The organism is Nocardia sp. NPDC052316, assembly GCF_044547795.1.
Taxonomy (GTDB): domain Bacteria; phylum Actinomycetota; class Actinomycetes; order Mycobacteriales; family Mycobacteriaceae; genus Nocardia.
In genome coordinates this window covers 209,740-227,673 of the sequence record NZ_JBIUBB010000004.1, presented here as the reverse complement: position 1 = coordinate 227,673, position 17,934 = coordinate 209,740, and the positions used below count along the sequence as shown (strand labels likewise).

The window sequence follows — 17,934 nt, the reverse complement described above, 5'->3', positions numbered from 1 at the left end:
AGGCGGCTGTTGCTATTCAGCGGGTACCGCGGCCGCTTCGCGGGCGCTGCGCATCTCCTGGATCTCGCGTTCGAAATCCGCTGCGGAGGTGAAGGATCGGTAGACGGAGGCGAAGCGGAGGTAGGCGACCTCGTCCAGGTCGCGCAGCGGGCCGAGGATGGCCAGACCGACCTCGTGGCTGGGCACCTCGGGAGAACCCTTGGCGCGCACCGCGTCTTCGACCTTCTGCGCCAGCAGGTTCAGTGCGTCGTCGTCGACTTCACGTCCCTGGCAGGCGCGGCGGACGCCGCGGATGACCTTTTCCCTGCTGAACGGTTCGGTGACGCCGCTGCGTTTGACCACGGACAGGATCGCGGTTTCCACCGTGCTGAACCGCCGCCCACAGTGCGGGCACGCGCGGCGGCGGCGGATGGCCGCGCCTTCGTCGGCCTCGCGCGAGTCCACCACCCGGGAGTCGGGGTGTCGGCAGTACGGGCAATGCATCCGGGGGATCCTTCGTCGATGCGCGTGCTCGCGGCCGGCCCGGCAACCGATCGGGGTGACCGTCCCGGCGAGCACGTGTACAGGGGCCTAGACCCCGGCACCAGGTAATCCTCAGGCGATATGCGGAATACCTGCATAGCACTTCGAGGATACCTGTCCGGGTACCCGGGATGTCTCACTCACCCTGTACCCACCGGCATTGTCCGCGGGATCGCCGGTCCACTCCCCCGCTGATCGTCTCCACGCAGCCGTCGGGCGTCGCGCCTATTCGACGATCTGCCACTGCGAGGTCAGGTCGGCGATCAGTTCGGGCAGGCGCGGGACGAGGCGGCCGCGGGCCAGCTTGTTCCAGAACGACTCGCCGAGCACGACGGGGGCGAGTGCGGGATCGAGTTCCATGTCGATGTGCCGTGGGACGAGGTCACCGGTGATGTAGGTCCAGCGAGTGTCGCGGTCGGCCCAGTTGAAGTCGGGCAGCGAGGTGCGCAGGGCGAGCGTGCGGCCGCCGAGGGTCGCGCGGACGGTGGCCGGGGCGAACACGCCCGGGGCGCGGACACCGGGCACGGCGGGTTTGCCCGCGATGGTGCTCACGTAGGTGAGGACCCGGCCGATCGGGGCGCGGCCCGCGGCGGTCGCGTCCCACTGGTCGGCGATCACCTTGTTCTGTTCGCGGTCGGTCATCCGGATCAGTGCGTCGATATTGCCTTCTCGGGTGCCCTGGGCGATGGATTGCCATGCGGTGTAGATGTCGTCGTCGAGCACGCCCGCCTCGTACATCTCGTCGATGCCACGCAGGCCGAGCGCGATGTAGGCCTCGTGCATCGGGACCAGGTCGGTGAAGATGTGCTTCTGCATGATCATCAGCCGGGTCTGGTACCAGGTGACGTCGTCGGCGGTGAGCCGCGAGCCCTCGGTGGCGAGCAGCCGAATGTCGGCGGGCAGTTCGCGCACCAATTCTGGTGGCGTGCGGCGCAACAGGTCGGCGACGGCGTCGCCGAGTTGGTGGATGCCGGGCACGTCGAGCACCCCGCCGACATCGCTCATGTCGAAGAAGCCGGAGGCGAACGATCCGCCCGCGATGCCGGCCAGGGCGGTCCAGTAGAACTGCGGGTGCTGCGTGGTGAGCCGCAGGTAGTTGACGTACACCTGATTGAAGGTGCGTTCGTTGGCCCGGACGCCGCGGGCCGGATCCCAGGCCGCGAGGTCGATGGCGGCGTTGCGGGTCGCGACGACCAGCCAGTACTGGTGCAGCAGTGTCGCGTACCGACGCGGGGAGACGCCGTCGGCGCGCGCCGCGTCGACCGCGGCGGACAGGGTCGATTCGTCCAGCGGCAGCGCCGGATTCAGTCCGCCGCCGCCCGCGCCGTCTCCGTTGACGGCGGGTAGGTCGAGGTACGCCGCGTAGGCGGGCGCCGCGTGGGCGGCCGGGACGGTGGCGGCCCCGAAGACGAGGCAGAGGGCGATCCCGAGGGTTCGGGCGAGTAGCCGGGTGGAGCGTCCGGCGGTGGCGAGATGCGTCATTGCTAGATGTCCCGAACTCGTGCGTAGGCGACGGCCGCGTCTGGCAAAGGGCTTTGCCAGATCACGTGTTCAGCACACTAACAACATGTTCTAGTTGATGATCAACAAGTTCGGTCACTCTGCGACCGTGGTCGAGGGGCAGCTATACCGCGTCGGCCGTCACTACGGCGACAACGACGAGCCGGTCCGATCACCCGCGTAGCGCCGTCGGACATGCCGACCGAGCTCGTCCACGGTTGAATTGCCGGCCGATCTCGTCAACAGGTGAATCTCGTCAACAGGTGACATGTCAGCCGATCTCGTCAACGGGTGCTGACACCTTGGGGCAGCACGCTTCCGGGCACGGCATCCACGACCACCGACTGCCCGTCGACCACAGCGGGCACCGTGCCCGGACCGGTGTCGCCACCCCAATCCCCCGCCCGCACGTGCGCCAGCGTGATCAACGCGGCCACCACGAGCGCACTCAACAGCGCGGCCACCGCGAGCACGGCGAAGCCGACCTGCGCCTGCTCCACCAGCTCGCCCGGGCGAGCGCCGCGGGCCTGGCGCACCGGCGAGTTCCGGGTACCGCGGTCGTATACGACGACTCTCCCACCGGGCCGCGCGCCACGCGGGCGCCGATCCACGGTCGACCGATGCACGGAATCCACTGCGCGCGTACGCAATGTGCCCCGGTGTACGCGCGGGACCGTCGCGAAGGCGAGATCGATCTCGGCCGAATCGGTGTCGCGCGAGTCGACCGCACGCGTGTCGATGTCGCGACCATCGTCGACACGCCGTGCGAGATCCGTGCCCGGCGCGCCGATCGCCGTGTTGATGTCGCTGATCGCAGTGCTCATCGGACAAACCTCCGTGGTGGGTGCTCCGTCTGTGTTCGAGCTGGGATGTTCGAGCTTGGCGGACCGGTGGGGCTGCTCGGTACCGCTGTTCAGTGCCGCTTTTCGATGCATTGTTCGCTCAGGTGTTCGAAGAACTGATGTTCGATTTCTACCACGTGCCACCGACAATGTCAGCAGGAAACGCCCGACACTCCTCGAACAGATGTTTGAAACATCGGCCCGACCGGACTAGATTCGAAAGACGAAATTCCAGACAGGCCATGCAGGGATAGGCCGGGCGGCGGATCAGCCCGGATACAGCACGGAAGGGCGGTTGCGGTGAGGCACACAGACGACACGGGCGTAGAGAGCGAAGGCAGCGCCGACACGGCGGTTACCGGGGCGGATCTCACCGTGCGTCAACGCAAAGTGCTGGAGGTGATCCGGTCGTCGGTGAGCGAGCGCGGCTACCCGCCGAGCATCCGGGAGATCGGCGACGCCGTCGGGCTGACGTCCACCTCCTCGGTGGCTCATCAGCTGCGGGCACTGGAGCGCAAGGGCTTTCTGCGTCGCGATCCGAATCGCCCACGCGCCGTCGATGTGCGCGGCCTCGACGAGGTGGGGCGCGCGGTGACCACCCTGCACGCCGCCGCCGTCGACGAATCCGACACCGGCGCAGCCGATCCGACCAGGCCGACGCCGACGTTCGTGCCGGTGCTCGGCCGAATCGCCGCCGGTGGACCGATTCTGGCCGAGCAGGCCGTGGAGGACGTGTTCCCGCTGCCCCGCGAGCTGGTCGGCGAGGGCTCGCTGTTCCTGCTGAAGGTCGTCGGTCAATCGATGATCGACGCGGCGATCTGCGACGGCGACTGGGTGGTGGTGCGGCAGCAGAACGTCGCCGACAACGGTGACATCGTCGCCGCCATGATCGACGGCGAAGCCACCGTGAAGACGTTCAAGCGCACCGGCAAGGATGTCTGGCTGATGCCGCACAACCCGGTGTTCGAACCGATTCCCGGCAACGACGCACAGGTACTCGGCAAGGTCGTCACGGTCATCCGCAAGATCTAGCCGGCGGTCGATACCCGAACGGCCGCACGGTCATCCGTGCGGCCGTTCGCGTCTAATACCGCCCGCACGGCGGATCCGCCACGTCGTTCACAGCACATTGCCAGCGAGCGCCCAGCCCCCTCACCGCTGCGGGGGTCATGCTCCTGCGGTGACCGCGATCAGCGTCGAACCGACCGTGCCCGATGCCACCGACACCGCGGCGGGCCTACCCCCGGCTCGCCGCTGGGAGCGGGCGGGGCTCGCCGCGCTGCTGATCGGCACGGCGGTCGCGTATCTCTGGCACATCACCGTCAACGGCATGGGCAACAATTTCTACGCCGCCGCGACCTGGGCCGGCTCCCGGAGCTGGCGGGCGCTGCTGTTCGGCTCGCTCGACCCAGGCAACTTCATCACCGTCGACAAGCCTCCGGTCTCCCAGTGGGTGATGGGGCTGTCCGGGCAGCTGTTCGGATTCAGCAGTGCCAGCATGCTGGTTCCGCAGGCGTTGATGGCGGTCGGCGCGGTCTGGTTGCTGTACTCCGCGCTCGCCCGCGCGACCGGCAGCCGAGGCACCGGGTTGCTCGCCGGTGCGGTGCTGGCGGTAACCCCGGTAGTGGCGTTGATGTTCCGGTTCAACAATCCCGATGCCGTGATGGTGTTGCTGATGACCGCGGGCGCCTACTGCACGATCAGGGCGCTGGAGCGGGCGAGCGCACGCTGGCTGGCACTGGCCGGTGTCGCCCTCGGTTTCGCGTTCCTGGCCAAGATGCTCGAAGGGCTGATGGTGCTGCCCGCGCTGGGGGTCGCCTATCTCCTTGTCGCGCCCACTACGCTGCGTAATCGGTTGTGGCACTTGACCGGTGCCGCCGTCGCGTTGATCGTGTCGTCCGGCTGGTATGTGCTGCTTACCATGCTGTGGCCCGCCTCCTCGCGGCCGTATCTCGCTGGATCGACGAACAACACGTTCATGGATCTGGTACTCGGCTACAACGGATTCGCTCGCTTCCTCGGACGCAATCACCAGGGTGGCAACCATATCGAGCTGCCGCCCGGCTACGAGATGCCGCACGACCTCGGGGCAGGCTTCGGCGGCTCCGGCGGCGCGGGGCCGTCGAGGCTGTTCACCGGTGAGATCGGCTTCGAGATCTCCTGGCTGCTGCCCGCGGCGCTGCTGGCCTTCGGGATAGTGCTGGCGTCGCGATGGCGGGCGCCGCGCACCGATCCGATCCGCGGCGCGGCAGTCGTTTTCGGACTCTGGCTGGTCATCGATGGCATCGCGTTCACCACCATGCGAGGCGGCATGCACGCGTACTACACCCTGGCCATCGGGCCTGCCGTCGCGGCGACCTTCGCGCTCGGTGTCCACGAAGCGTGGCGGCGGCGCGCCGAGGCTTTCGGCCGAATTGCCGCTGCCGCAGTAGTTCTGACCACGGCGGGGTGGTCTTTCGTTCTGCTGCAACGCAACTCCGAGTGGCTGCCCTGGTTGCGATGGACCCTACTCACCATTGCAGCGCTCGCCACCCTTGGGCTGCTGGCCGCCGCCTTCCCGGCCGTCTCGCATCGGCCGCGCGCCCGGACCACCTCGGTGCTCGTGATCGTGGGCGTGCTGGCCGGGCTCGGCGGATCCACCGCCTACGCGGCCGCCACGCTGCCGCGAGCGCACGTGGGCGGCGGCCCGACCGTCGGCCCCGCAGAACCCGAAAACTCCGGCCCCGCAGGCGAAGTGCGCCGTGCCGTCACCGCATTTCTCGACGGATCGACCGAACCGCAGGTCGTCGAACTGCTTCGAAACACCGCGACCACCTGGTCGGCCGCCGTCGATCGATCCTCGATCGCCGCGAACCTCGAGCTGGCCAGCCGCACCCCCGTGATCGCCATCGGCGGCTTCACCTCCGACGACCCGGTGCCCACCCTCCCCGACTTCGAGCACCTCGTCAGCACCCACCAGGTCACGTACTACCTCGCGCAAGAGGTGCAGTTGCCCGACGCCTGGAGAGTCGCCGATCAACCGGGCATCAGCCCGGAATCGGGCCAGCCACACACCGACAACGGTCGGTGGCGACCATCCGGTAACAAGGACATCGCGGAGTGGGTTGCCGCTCACTACACCCCGGTCCATTTCGGCAATGTCGCCGTCTACGACCTGACGGCGACGCCGCACTGACGGGACATCAGCAGCGGCAACTGCGCCCCGTTCGTACATGAAGCTACGGCGGCGCGACATATACTAGGTGAGTCATGACGACTGATCATGATGCGGCACTTGCCGATTCCGCTCCGAACCCCGCGCTGGCACAGCACATCGCCCAGTGGGTCGAGCTGTTCAACGCACGGGACCTCACCGGGCTCGCCGGGCTCTATGAACCGGACAGCATTGTAGTCCCCCGGCCTGGGCACCCCGCCGCCGGGCAGCATCGAGCCGCTGCGCTCGCTCACCTCGCGGGCATGGGCTTGCCCATGAGAGCCGCTCTGCGCCTGGCGTATACGGCAGGCGACATCGCCCTGCTCTTAGTCGACTGGTCCATGCAAGGCACCATGCCGGACGGTCACGAGATCACCCTGCACGGCACAGCCACCGACGTCGCACGCCGGGGCGCCGACGGCCGATGGCGTTATGTCATCGACAATCCCGCCGGTATCGCCACCTGACACAACGACTTTCGCGGCACGGGCGATCTCGTTGCCGGTGACCGACCTGCCGCCGGACCGAATCAGGTTGCTTCGGCCGGCCGGGTCGCGGCGACCCCGGCGAGGATGACGCGCAGGCCATGGTCGAACTCGGCGTCGGGGTCGGCGGTGAACAGCTCGTCGACCAGCGCGGTGGTCAGGGGGTATCGGGTTGCGTCGATGAGGTTTTCGAGGCGCTCGGGGCGGTAGGGGTTGTCGTCGTACTCGGCGCCGGCTCGTGCCTGCTCTTCGATGACGAAGCCGACGGTGTAGTGCAGCAGGATCGGGAAGACGCGGACCGACTGCGCCATCGCGAAGCCCGCGTCCTCCAGCGTGCGCAGCGTCAATTCCACTGTGCGCCACATTGCTTCGTCGTTGACGTAGGTGCCCGCGAGCACCTTCGCGCCGTCCCGGTAGCGCAGCATCGACCGGCGCAGCCTGGTGGCGAGACCGATGGTCCAGTCCTGCCAGTCCTCGCCGCGCCGCGGCGCCTCCAAACCGTCGACGGCGGCGACGAAGACGGTGCGTGCCATCGCGTCGAGTAGTTCGCGCTTGTTCTTGACGTGCCAGTAGAGCGCGGGGGCCTGCACGTCGAGTGCGGCAGCCACCTTGCGCATGGTCAAACCGTCGAGGCCGACGTCGTCGAGCAGGTTCAGCGCCGCCTGGGCGATGACCTGGGTATCGAGCTTCACAGCCGCCTCCTGTTCCGAACCGGTTGACAGCTTAACAATGTTCGTGTCTCCTTAACAGCGTTAAAGAGTTTAACATTGTTAAGGAGAAGGTCATGGAGACGACCCAGGTAGTTGTCGCTGGTGGCGGACCTACCGGACTGATGCTGGCCGCTGAACTCCGCCTGGCCGGCGTGGACGTGGTGCTGCTGGACGGCCTCCCGGAACGCACCGGCGAATCACGCTCCGGCGGTATCCACGCGCGGACCATGGAGATCCTCGACCAGCGCGACCTGCTCGACGCTCTGCTACCGCAGGGACGCATCATGCAGGCCGGTCACTTCGGCGCGCTCCCGTTGGATTTCAGCGACTTCGACACGCGCTACCCGTACATGCTCGCTGTGCTGCAATCCGTGGTCGAGCGCGAACTCGACCGGCACGCAACAGAACTGGGCGCGCCGGTACGGTGGGGTTCGCCGGTCGTCGGATTCCAGCAGGACGCGACGGGGATCGATGTCGAAGTCGGCGGACCCGACGGCACCCATCGGATTCGGGCCGAGTACCTGGTCGGTTGCGACGGCGGGCGCAGCGCGGTCCGTAAGCTCGCAGGCATCGACTTCGTCGGCACCGACGCGACGATGACCGGAATGCTGGCCGACGTCGAGCTGGCCGAGCCGCCTTCGCAACAGTTCTTCGGACACCGTCGCGGTGGCGGCGATTTCTCCGCAGTCCAGTTCGAGCCCGGCTGGTATCGGCTGGTCGTGCAGCGGCACGACGTCGTCATGCCGCGCGGATCGACCCTGACGTTCGAGGACTTCCGGGCCAATTTCACCGAGATCGCGGGCACCGACTTCGGCATGCACAGTCCGCGGTGGGTGACGCACTACGGTGACGCGTCCAGGCAGGCGACGCGCTACCGCGACGGGCGCGTGTTCCTGGCCGGCGATGCCGCGCACATCCACTACCCCGCGGGCGGCCAAGGCCAGAACCTGGGAGCCCAGGATGCGGTCAATCTCGGCTGGAAGTTGGCGATCGCCCTGCACCGCAACGGATCAGACGATGTGCTCGACACCTACGAGTCCGAACGGCATCCGGTCGGTGCCCGCGTACTGAACAACACCAGGGCGCAGACGGCGATCCAGCGACCCGGCGCGCACACCGAGGCGCTGCGGGCCGTGCTGGGCGACCTGATCGGCATGGACGCGGTGCGGCAGCGGCTCGGACTCATGATCACCGCTCTCGACATCCGCTACGACGTCAAGGGTGATCATCCGCTGGCCGGGCGGCGGGTGCCCGACGGTGACCTCACCATCGGCGCTGGCACCAGCCGGGTATGCGAAGTGCTGCGCTCGGGGCGACCGACCCTGTTGCGCCTCAACGGAAATCAGGAACCGTCGGCAGCGGGATGGCTGGACCGGGTCGACGTGGTCGACGCCCGCACCAGCGCCACGCACTGGACCATCCCCGGGGTAGGCGAGATCGCTGTCCCTGCCGCCATACTCATCCGACCCGACGGTTACGCGGCCTGGGGCAGCGTCGAACCCGGCACCGACGGCCTCGCCGAAGCACTGACCACCTGGTTCGGCCCAGCGGCCTGAGTCGTCGGCGAGCGGGACATCACGGAGTGCCGACTCGATGTTCATTCCCTGCTGTCCCGATCGCAGCCGATGACCAGAGTTCGAGCTGCACGACCGAGCGCCCGCTGTTGCATCTCACGGCAGGCGCAGTGGCGGCGTCTTCCTCTTGTGAGCAGGCAACTGAGACTGTCCGGAAGCCACGCCGCGCGCTCGGCTGAGCCGTCCCGGCGGACGGACGAGACGCTGCGCGGCGACGGCCGCCCCTCGCCGAGGCTGCGAAATCTGATGCCCACCGGCGCGGCTCCCCCACCGCACACCGAGGCGGAACTGGCGCGGCTGCTGGCGACGGTGCGGCAAGGCCTGCGCCACGGCACGACCGTCACCATCGGACACAGCCGAGACGCCGACTCCGCCGACGCGGCGGATGCGTTCGCCGCGGCGTGGCGCGAGTACGGCCACGTGACGGCCGTCGTCGACTGGCCTGAGGACGCCGCGTCCTGGCTGCGGCAGGCGCGGCGGCTCACCGCGGGGGCGCCCGACGGCTGGGTGATCGCGGCCAGCGCCGAAGGCTTCGCCCAATTGAGCAGAAGACTCGTGTACTCCACGGACTGGACCGCGCGACGCACGTTCGCCTTCGGGTCGCTGGCTGATCCGAGGTGCGTCGCGCTGGCCGGAGTCGGGGTCCTCGACGGACTACGCGGCGCGACCAGCGACGGGAAGGGCTGGGTGGTCCGCGGCGAGGTCGTGCTCGGCGCCGACTGACCTACTCGGTCTGGTCGTCGATTATCGCGACCGAGGCGTTCTTCTTGACCGACTCGATGCCGTTCTTGGCCGCGGCCTTGCTCTCGTAGGCCTGACTCGCGGCGATGACCTCGCCGTTGGGTGCCTTCAGTCGCCAGCGGGTCTTGGAGGCCTTGTCCGTGTACAACTCGAATTTGGCTGCCATGGTTGCTCTTCTTTCGCTCGACCGGATATCTCCTGTCTATCAGCGGAGTAACCGTCCAGCGTTTTCTCAATCATCGCAGGCCGTCAGCGCCGATAGCTGCCTAGTTGCCATATCCGACAAGGAGGCACTCACTCGCGCGAGATCAGGTGGTAGCCGTCTCCTTCTCCCGCGGTTGCTCCGCGTGGGTCGCGCCGATCCAGTGCAGCAGGTCGTGGATGGTGTCGTCGGCGAGGCGGTAGCGGACGATGCGGCCGTGTTTGGCGGCGGCGACCCAACCCTGTTGGCGGAGTAGGCGTAAGGCGTGCGAGACGGCGGTGCCCGACATACCGACGGCGGCGGCGAGATCGCTGACGCTGATGTCCGGGGCGTGGTGCAGGCACACCAACAGCCGGAGCCGGTTCGCGTCGGACAACAGCTCGAAACGGCCTGCCCAACGCTCGATGCCTGCGATAGCCAAACCCGATGCGGCACGGTCGGCGTGATCGGGATCCAGCGGAATGCTCACTGCCACACGTCTACTCTGCCGTTCCTGGGCGAATACGACCAGCGCTTGCGCACATCGGAACATATGTTCAGTTGAACAGGTATCGCGGGTATCGTCTCGAGGAGTGAGCAGTACAACCCAAGCCATGCACATGAGCGACGGCATCGTCGACGCGCCGACCTCGTTGATCTTCGCGGTGATCGCGGTCGCGGGCCTCGGCTTCGCGGCGTGGCGCGCCCGCGCCGAGCTGGACGAGCGGGCCGCACCGATGGCCGGTCTGGTGGCCGCATTCATCTTCGCCGTGCAGATGGTGAACTTTCCGATCCTGCCGGGAGTGAGCGGGCATCTGCTCGGCGGCGCGCTGGCCGCGATTCTGGTCGGCCCCTACGTCGGGGCACTGTGTGTCGCGATCGTGCTTGTCGTGCAAGCACTTCTGTTCGCCGACGGCGGACTGACCGCGCTCGGCACGAACATCACGAACATGGCGTTGATCGGGGTCGCGGTCGGCTATACGGTCGCCCGCCTCCTGCAGCCGGTGCTGTCCCGGCGGCGTGCCGACGCGGGGATCGGCATCGTCGGATTCGTCGCGGCACTCGTCGGCACCCTCAGCGCCGCTTCGGGTTTCGTCGTCGAGTACCTGATCGGCGGCGCGGCGGGCTCGACCGTCGGTGCGGTCACCGGCTACATGCTGATCACCCACGCGCTGATCGGCATCGGGGAAGGGATCATCACCGCGATCACCCTCGTCGCCGTGGTCAACGCCCGGCCCGACCTCGTCTACCTGTTGCGGGTCACCGGTCAACGCCGGACCGCCGCAACACCTTTGCGACCCAGGCTCTCGGTGCCGGGGTTCCTGTTGTCGTTCGCCGCGGTGGCCGTGCTCGTCGCGGGTCTGCTGTCCTATGTGGCGAGTTCGCAGCCGGATGGGCTGGACGCGACCACGCAGCGCGGCTGCACCGTGGTCCAGGTCGACGGCGCCGAGGAGCTACAGGGCGACTGCATCGCCAAGAACGCGCGTGACCATCACCTCGCGAGTTCACCGCTGGCCGACTACACGATCGATGGTGACGACAACTTGACCGGCCTCGCAGGCATCCTCGGGGTCGCGGCGGCGTTCGCGGCGCTGTTCGCGGTGGTGCAGCTGATCCGGACCGGACGGCGCAAAGATCGCGCCGCGTCCGCCAGTGGTACCGAGGCGGAGTCTTCGTAGGTGACGATCTCCGGTCACCGGCTATACCTGCCGGGACATTCGCCCGCACATCGCGCACCGGCCGAGGTGAAGATCGTCTGCGCGGTGCTCGCGGTCTTCGCCGTCGTAGCTACTCCGCGTGAATTGCTCTGGCCTTTCGGCTGTTACGCACTCGGCTTGGTCGCGCTGTGGCGGTGGACAGGCGTCCCGTTGCGCTGGATCGCACCGCGGTTGCTCATCGAACTCCCCTTCGTCGTGCTCGCGGTCCTGCTGCCGTTCGCGGCGGGCGAGCCGAGGACGACGTTTCTCGGACTGTCACTGTCGACGACCGGGCTGTACGCCGCTTGGGGCATCGTCGCGAAAGGGACCATCGGCGTGGGAGTGTCGCTGACATTGGCCGCGACGACCACCGTGCGGGAATTGCCGGCCGGCCTGTCCAGGCTCCGCGTGCCGGGCATGATCGTCACCATCGTGGTGTTGATGCTCCGATACGTCGACCTGCTGTTGGAGGAGGCCGGACGGATGCGGTTGGCGCGCATTTCTCGCGGCGACGACCCGCGAACCCTGCGCCAAGCAGGAGCGACCGCACGCGGTGCAGGCACCTTGTTCCTGCGCTCCTATGAACGCGGGGAACGCGTCCATCTGGCGATGCTGTCCCGCGGATTCAACGGTGCCGTACCGGATTTCGGCACTCAGCCCGCGACACGAACGCAATGGGTGCTCGGCTGCCTACCCGCTGCCGCTGCGGCCTGCGTCTGCCTGACGGCGTGGGTTCTGCGATGACCGCTGCCGCAAACCAGCTGACCGCGTCGGTGATTTGATGACCGAATCGACAACGCCCGCAGTACGTCTGGTAAATCTGACGTTCGCCTACCCGGACGGCACCGGCGCCCTGCACGGCGTGCATCTCGACATCGCCCCGGGCGAACGGGTCGCCGTCCTCGGCCCCAACGGCGCCGGTAAATCCACCCTGATGCTGCACCTGAACGGCGTGCTCACGCCGGCTTCCGGCGAGGTACGGATCGGTGGAATCCTGCTGGACCGCAGCACGGTTCGCGCCATTCGCCAACGCGTCGGCCTGGTCTTCCAGGATCCCGACGACCAGCTGTTCATGCCGACCGTCGCACAAGATGTCGCCTTCGGACCGGCCAATTTCGGTGTCCGCGGCGACCAGCTCACCGAGAATGTCCGCAACGCCCTCGCCGCGGTCGGCATGTCGGATCGCGCCGAGCGCTCCCCCACCCAGCTCTCGGTCGGCGAGCGCCGCCGCGCCGCCCTGGCCACCGTGCTGGCCTGTCAGCCGGACGTGCTCGTCCTCGACGAACCCGCCGCCAACCTCGACCCGGTAGCCCGGCGTGAGCTGGCCGACGTACTGACCACCCTGCCGACCACCATCCTGATGGTCACCCACGATCTCCCCTACGCCCAGCGCATCTGTGATCGTGTGGTGATCCTCGACGCGGGACGCATCGTCGCCGACGGCCCCACCGACGAAATCCTGGACGACGCAGCGCTGCTGGCCGCACATCGCTTGAGCTGATGCCCCGGCAGCGGACGCACAAAGACCGAGCGCCCGCCTCGATCCGACCGTGGAACCGAAACCGCCCGTGCGCCGACCCGGACGAGCTCAGGCGCCGCGACCAGTACGCTGCTGGAGCTCATCGATCAGCTCCGACGCCTGCGCTTTGGTCAACCCCTCCGGCACCTCCTCGCCCGCCTCCTGGGCCAGGGTCTGCAGGTAGGACTGCTGTGGTCCGGTCATCGGCTCGTCGCCGGTGGTCCACTGCTCGGGGTCCTTCTCCGGATTCGGCTGCACCATCATCGCTCCTCACACTCGACAGAACGCATGTTCGACCCCTACATACCCGGATCATCGCCCCTCAACCACCGCGGCCGCGCGGCAGTCACCTGACCCGGTATGTGGTGCAACCGAAGGGAGACCTCCGTCTCAGGACAGCTTCAGCGACCGCCCGATGATTTCCTTCATGATCTCGGTGGTGCCGCCGTAGATCGTCTGCACGCGAGCGTCCATGTACGCCTTCGCGATCGGGTACTCCTTCATGTACCCGTAGCCGCCGTGCAGCTGCAGGCAGCGGTCGATGAGCTCGACCTGCTCCTCGGTGCTCCACCACTTGGCCATGGCGGCGTCCTCGACCGAGAGCCTGCCGTTGTTGAGGTCCTCGATGAACCGGTCGACCAGCACGCGGACCGCCGTGGTCTTGGTGGCCAGTTCGGCGAGGACGAAGCGGGTGTTCTGGAAGGTGCCGATGGGCTTGCCGAACGCCTTGCGGTCGCGCACGTACTGGATGGTCATGTCCAGGCACGCCTCCATGGCGGCCGCGGCCATCACAGCGATGGAGAGGCGCTCCTGCGGGAGGTTCTGCATCAGGTGGATGAAGCCGGCGCCCTCCTGACCGAGCAGGTTGGCGGCGGGCACCCGGACGTCGGTGAAGCTCAGTTCCGCGGTGTCCTGCGCCTTGAGGCCGAGCTTGTCCAGGTTGCGGCCGCGCTCGAAGCCGGGCATGCCGCGCTCGACGACGAGCAGGCTGAAGCCCATCGCGCCCTTCTCGGGGTCGGTCTGCGCGACCACGATGACGATGTCGGCGTTGATGCCGTTGGTGATGAAGGTCTTCGCGCCGTTGAGCACCCAGTCGTCACCGTCGCGGACCGCGCGGGTCTTGATGCCTTGCAGGTCGGAGCCGGTGCCCGGCTCGGTCATCGCGATCGCGGTGATGATCTCGCCGGAGCAGAAGCCGGGCAGCCAGCGCTGCTTCTGCTCCTCGTTGGCCAGTTCCAGCAGGTACGGCGCGATCACGTCGTTGTGCAGGGCGAAGCCGAGACCGGAGTACTGGCCGCGCACCGACTCCTCGGCCACGATCGCGTTGTAGCGGAAGTCCTTGACCCCGCCGCCGCCGTACTCCTCCGGCATGGCCATGCCGAGGAAGCCCTGCTTGCCCGCCTCGAGCCAGACCGCGCGGTCGACGATCCCCTGCTCTTCCCACTCCGCGTGGTGCGGCGCGACGTGCTGATCGAGAAACTTGCGGAACGACTCCCGGAACAAATCGTGCTCGGGTTCGAACAGTGTGCGCTCCACACCAACCTCCTAGGGACAACACCCGGCCGGTCCACACCGACCCGTCGTTGCCTAATACGGTACCCGGAACGAGAATCTCAGTTCACTTCTGGGGCAGAATCGCGAAGTGACCAGGCGTGAAGACGTGGCGTGCGGAAGAAGACCGAGATTCTCGACAAACCGGGGCGGGCACGGCAGTGTCCGCAACCACAGAGTTCCGACACGGTGTTAACCCGCTGTCCAACTCTTGGTGAACATCAGCATGCGACGGTTGGCCCATGGCGGCGACCCTCATCGCGACGGCACCGACCGGTTCCGTTGCCACATCCTCCAGTCCGACAGCCCTGCCCCCGGTGCGCCCGGTGGAGCGTCTCGGGCTGGCGGGGCTACTGCTCGGGACCGCGATCGCGTACCTGTGGCACATCACCGTGAACGGTATGGGCAACAACTTCTACGCGGGCGCCACCTGGGCAGGCTCACGCAACTGGAAGGCACTGCTGTTCGGGTCGCTCGATCCGAGCAACTTCATCACGGTGGACAAGCCGCCGGTGTCGCAGTGGGTGATGGGGCTGTCCGGGCAGCTGTTCGGGTTCAGCAGTGCGAGCATGCTCGTTCCGCAGGCGTTGATGGCGGTCGCCGCGGTCTGGTTGCTGTACGCGGCGGTGGCGCGGGCGACCGGCAGCCGGGGCGCCGGGCTGCTCGCCGGGGTGGTGCTGGCGGCAACGCCGGTGGTGGCGTTGATGTTTCGGTTCAACAATCCGGATGCGGTGCTGGTGCTGCTGATGACGGCGGGCGGCTACTGCACGATCAGGGCACTGGAGCGGGCGAACGGGCGCTGGCTGATGCTGGCCGGTGTCGCGCTGGGGATCGCGTTCTTGACGAAGTTACTCGAAGGATTGATGGTGCTGCCCGCGCTGGGGATCGCCTACCTCATGGTTGCGCCTACCGCAGTGCGGAATCGGTTGTGGCACTTGGTCGGTGCTACGGCAGCGTTGGTTGTTTCCGCCGGTTGGTACGTACTGCTGACCGTGCTGTGGCCCGCCTCGTCGCGGCCTTATCTGGCGGGGTCCACGGACAACACATTCATGGATGCGGTCCTCGGCTACAACGGATTCGGGCGCTTCCTGGGTGACACCCCGGCGTCGGGTCAGATCGCGCTGCCGGCGGGCTATCGAACACCGCCCGGACTGTTGCAGAGCTTCAATGATTTCGGAGCACCCGGCGTCGGCCGACTGTTCCTGGGCGAGAGCGGGTTCGAGATCTCGTGGCTGGTTCCCGCGGCACTGCTGGCGTTCGTGGCGGTGCTGGTCTCGCGGTGGCGTGCGCCGCGCACTGACCTGCCCCGTGGCGCCGCAGTGGGTTTCGGGCTGTGGCTGATCAGCATGGGTGGCGCCTTCAGTGCGATGAAGGCTATCGAGCACTCCTATTACACGGTGACGCTCGCGCCCGCCGCCGCCGGATTGGTCGCGGTCGGCACGCACGAACTGTGGCGACGGCGCGAAGAGCTGTTCGGCAGGCTCGGTGCCGCCGCGTTGGTATTGGCCATGGGCTTGTGGTCTTTTGTTGTGCTGCAGCGCAATTCGGAATGGCTGCCCTGGTTGCGCTGGACCGTCGCGGGAACGGCAGTGGTTGCGGCGCTCGGGCTGCTGGTGACCGCGATCCCGGTTACCGCAGGCTGGCGGTCCGCGCGGGCCAGAGCGACCGCACTATTGGTGATCGTCGGCGTGTTCGCCGGGCTCGGTGGGTCGACCGCCTATGCGGCGGCCACCCTGCCGCAGGCCCACGTCGGACGCAGTCCCGTCGTCGGCCCCGCGAAGCCCGTCGAGACCGGGATCGAGGCGCTCATCCATCGGCAGACGCAGAACTTCGCCGACGGTGGCGCGTTCACCAACCCGCAGCTCGTCACGATGCTGATGAGCACAACGACGAAATGGTCGGCCGCGGTCGACCGCGGTTCGATCGCCGCCGCGCTGGAATTGGCCAGCCGCACCCCGGTGATCGCCATCGGCGGGTTCGCGGCAGCGGACCCGGTACCAACGCTAGAGGAGTTCCAGCAGATCGTGGCCGACCACCAATTGACCTACTACCTGGTGCAGGAGATGCAGCTACCCGCGTCCTGGAAAGTCGGCGGACAGCCCGGCGCCGCCGCACCGTCCGCGCCCGAGAAGCCGTGGCAGGTAACCGGAAAGCCGGAGATCGCGACCTGGGTGAGTCACCACTACACCGCAACGCACATCGGCAACATCGCGATCTACGACCTGACGCCGCACCCGAATTAGCCTGCCGTTCGGCTACACCCGATGCCGCGCGACGATCAGCGCTGCAGCCAATCCCGCACGCGGCCGAGCAGGGTGCGGCCCGAGTCGCGTTCGCGTTCGGTGAAGAGGAACTTCAGCTCCTCCTCCAGGGATTTGCGGACTACGTCGCGCAACTCCCGTGCGGCCGTGGCGATGTCGTCGGCGTCGCGCCAGGGGGCCGGGTCGATCGGGGTGCCCGCGGCGAAGTAGAAGCGTTCGGGGCGCGGCAGGACGGTCGGGCCGAGGCCGCGCAGTAGCGGGGGCGTCAGTTCGGGGTTGATGCCGAGGGCTTCGACGGTCCAGCGCAGCGGGCGCAGCAGCGGGTGGTCGCCGTCGATCACGATGTCGTAGGCGTCGTCGACCCCGATCATCGCGATCGGCACGATCGGCACGCCCGCTTCGATCGCCATCCGGGCGAAGCCGGTGCGGCCCTCCCATTTGAGCATGTACTTCTCGTTCTTGCGGCGCACCGCTTCCCGGCCGCCGCCGGGGAAGACGATCACGGCCTCGCCGCGCTGCAACAGCGCGAGGCAGTTGCCCCGGGTGCCGCGAACCGCGCCGTAGCGGTGCAGGAAGTGCCGCACGCCGGGGACCGCGATCAGCACGTGTTCGGCGAGCCCGCGGATCAGCCGACCACGGCGGCGCAGCACCTCGGGCAGCAGCAGCGGTGCGTCGATGCCGCCCATCAGGTTGTGGTTGCCGACGAGCAGCACGGGGCCCTCGGTCGGGATGTTGTCGAGTCCGTAGAACCGCGGACTCGTCCACGCCCGCAACGGCGCTAGCAGCCCCTCGATTACCCGCAGATCGCTGTCGCTCAGCGAAACCGCCAACGGAGCCCCGTCACTGAGCGCAGGCTTGTCCAGGACCAGCGCTCCGGACGCGCCTTCCGCGGAACCAACCGAATCCGAACGGTCGTGCGACATACATCCCTCCTGATGCCGCCCCGAACGATACCGTAACGAATTCCACTGTGCCGCATCACATGTGAGCGCGAACACAGTCCACTCGGTCTGCTATGAACTCCGGCGCACCCTCCCCGGGCGCCAAAACCACCGCCAGCCTGCCACGCAGCCCCCACTCCCCGACCCAAGAGTTTGCTGACAATTCGTGCGCAACCACATAACGGTCCCAAATCAGCGTGGCTCGAATGCGCCAACC

Annotated in this window: 18 protein-coding genes and 1 pseudogene; 10 read left to right on the top strand and 9 right to left on the bottom strand. The window is 67.7% G+C overall.

The window, feature by feature from the left end:
* Positions 1-12 precede the first annotated feature (12 nt).
* From nrdR to ACIHA7_RS19395, 3 genes are all read right to left on the bottom strand, one after another.
* Entirely contained in the window at positions 13-483 is a 471-nt protein-coding gene (nrdR, locus tag ACIHA7_RS19405; protein ID WP_040736946.1) for a transcriptional regulator NrdR, read from the bottom strand.
* Positions 484-747: 264 nt separating this feature from the next.
* Positions 748-2,004, bottom strand: coding sequence for a hypothetical protein (locus ACIHA7_RS19400; protein WP_397291260.1), 1,257 nt, complete (start codon positions 2,002-2,004; stop codon positions 748-750).
* A gap of 302 nt (positions 2,005-2,306) precedes the next feature.
* Complete coding sequence (locus ACIHA7_RS19395) at positions 2,307-2,846, bottom strand: hypothetical protein (RefSeq protein WP_397291258.1); 540 nt, start codon at positions 2,844-2,846, stop codon at positions 2,307-2,309.
* A gap of 393 nt (positions 2,847-3,239) precedes the next feature.
* Here ACIHA7_RS19395 and lexA point away from each other — a divergent pair, with 393 nt between their 5' ends.
* The 3 genes from lexA to ACIHA7_RS19380 all read left to right on the top strand — a co-directional run bounded on the left by lexA (position 3,240) and on the right by ACIHA7_RS19380 (position 6,524).
* Complete coding sequence (gene lexA / locus ACIHA7_RS19390) at positions 3,240-3,896, top strand: transcriptional repressor LexA (protein WP_397291256.1); 657 nt, start codon at positions 3,240-3,242, stop codon at positions 3,894-3,896.
* 148 nt (positions 3,897-4,044) lie between these two features.
* Positions 4,045-6,039 carry an ArnT family glycosyltransferase gene (locus ACIHA7_RS19385; protein WP_397291254.1) on the top strand — a complete coding sequence of 665 codons (1,995 nt, stop codon included), beginning with the start codon at positions 4,045-4,047 and terminating at the stop codon, positions 6,037-6,039.
* A gap of 74 nt (positions 6,040-6,113) precedes the next feature.
* On the top strand, positions 6,114-6,524 hold the full coding sequence (locus tag ACIHA7_RS19380) for a YybH family protein (protein WP_397291252.1): 411 nt from the start codon (positions 6,114-6,116) through the stop codon (positions 6,522-6,524).
* A gap of 62 nt (positions 6,525-6,586) precedes the next feature.
* On the opposite strand, the gene ACIHA7_RS19375 is transcribed toward ACIHA7_RS19380, so the two are convergent.
* On the bottom strand, positions 6,587-7,234 hold the full coding sequence (locus tag ACIHA7_RS19375; protein ID WP_397291250.1) for a TetR/AcrR family transcriptional regulator C-terminal domain-containing protein: 648 nt from the start codon (positions 7,232-7,234) through the stop codon (positions 6,587-6,589).
* A 92-nt stretch (positions 7,235-7,326) separates the two neighbouring features.
* On the opposite strand from ACIHA7_RS19375, the gene ACIHA7_RS19370 reads away from it, so the two are divergent.
* Together ACIHA7_RS19370 and ACIHA7_RS19365 are read left to right on the top strand one after the other, a co-directional pair.
* Positions 7,327-8,808, top strand: coding sequence for an FAD-dependent monooxygenase (locus ACIHA7_RS19370; protein ID WP_397291248.1), 1,482 nt, complete (start codon positions 7,327-7,329; stop codon positions 8,806-8,808).
* 147 nt (positions 8,809-8,955) lie between these two features.
* Positions 8,956-9,549, top strand: coding sequence for a hypothetical protein (locus tag ACIHA7_RS19365; RefSeq protein WP_397291246.1), 594 nt, complete (start codon positions 8,956-8,958; stop codon positions 9,547-9,549).
* A gap of 1 nt (position 9,550) precedes the next feature.
* Here the strand turns inward: ACIHA7_RS19365 and ACIHA7_RS19360 are convergent, their stop codons facing one another.
* Both ACIHA7_RS19360 and ACIHA7_RS19355 read right to left on the bottom strand, forming a co-directional pair.
* Positions 9,551-9,733, bottom strand: a complete 183-nt coding sequence (locus tag ACIHA7_RS19360; RefSeq protein WP_397291244.1) for a YegP family protein — start codon at positions 9,731-9,733, stop codon at positions 9,551-9,553.
* 142 nt (positions 9,734-9,875) lie between these two features.
* The gene (locus ACIHA7_RS19355; protein ID WP_397293094.1) at positions 9,876-10,226 is read right to left on the bottom strand and encodes an ArsR/SmtB family transcription factor; all 351 of its coding nucleotides are present in this window, start codon (positions 10,224-10,226) and stop codon (positions 9,876-9,878) included.
* 136 nt (positions 10,227-10,362) lie between these two features.
* On the opposite strand from ACIHA7_RS19355, the pseudogene ACIHA7_RS19350 reads away from it, so the two are divergent.
* The 4 genes and pseudogenes from ACIHA7_RS19350 to ACIHA7_RS19335 form a co-directional block, all read left to right on the top strand.
* Positions 10,363-11,013 (top strand): annotated as a pseudogene (locus ACIHA7_RS19350) (energy-coupling factor ABC transporter permease); the annotation flags it as partial.
* Positions 11,014-11,058: 45 nt separating this feature from the next.
* Entirely contained in the window at positions 11,059-11,427 is a 369-nt protein-coding gene (locus ACIHA7_RS19345) for a PDGLE domain-containing protein (RefSeq protein ID WP_397293093.1), read from the top strand.
* Positions 11,428-12,189: a cobalt ECF transporter T component CbiQ gene (cbiQ, locus tag ACIHA7_RS19340; protein WP_397291242.1), complete on the top strand. Its 762-nt coding sequence runs from the start codon at positions 11,428-11,430 to the stop codon at positions 12,187-12,189.
* Between the two features lie 37 nt (positions 12,190-12,226).
* Positions 12,227-12,946 (top strand): energy-coupling factor ABC transporter ATP-binding protein, encoded by a 720-nt coding sequence (locus ACIHA7_RS19335; RefSeq protein ID WP_397291240.1) that lies wholly within the window; start codon positions 12,227-12,229, stop codon positions 12,944-12,946.
* 87 nt (positions 12,947-13,033) lie between these two features.
* Here the strand turns inward: ACIHA7_RS19335 and ACIHA7_RS19330 are convergent, their stop codons facing one another.
* Positions 13,034-13,225 (bottom strand): DUF3072 domain-containing protein, encoded by a 192-nt coding sequence (locus ACIHA7_RS19330; RefSeq protein WP_186818769.1) that lies wholly within the window; start codon positions 13,223-13,225, stop codon positions 13,034-13,036.
* Positions 13,226-13,354: 129 nt separating this feature from the next.
* On the bottom strand, positions 13,355-14,500 hold the full coding sequence (locus ACIHA7_RS19325) for an acyl-CoA dehydrogenase family protein (RefSeq protein WP_397291238.1): 1,146 nt from the start codon (positions 14,498-14,500) through the stop codon (positions 13,355-13,357).
* Between the two features lie 257 nt (positions 14,501-14,757).
* Between ACIHA7_RS19325 and ACIHA7_RS19320 the strand changes: the two genes are divergently transcribed.
* Positions 14,758-16,758 carry an ArnT family glycosyltransferase gene (locus tag ACIHA7_RS19320; RefSeq protein WP_397291236.1) on the top strand — a complete coding sequence of 667 codons (2,001 nt, stop codon included), beginning with the start codon at positions 14,758-14,760 and terminating at the stop codon, positions 16,756-16,758.
* A 35-nt stretch (positions 16,759-16,793) separates the two neighbouring features.
* Here the strand turns inward: ACIHA7_RS19320 and ACIHA7_RS19315 are convergent, their stop codons facing one another.
* Positions 16,794-17,699 (bottom strand): lysophospholipid acyltransferase family protein, encoded by a 906-nt coding sequence (locus tag ACIHA7_RS19315; protein ID WP_397291234.1) that lies wholly within the window; start codon positions 17,697-17,699, stop codon positions 16,794-16,796.
* Between the last annotated feature and the right edge of the window lie 235 nt (positions 17,700-17,934).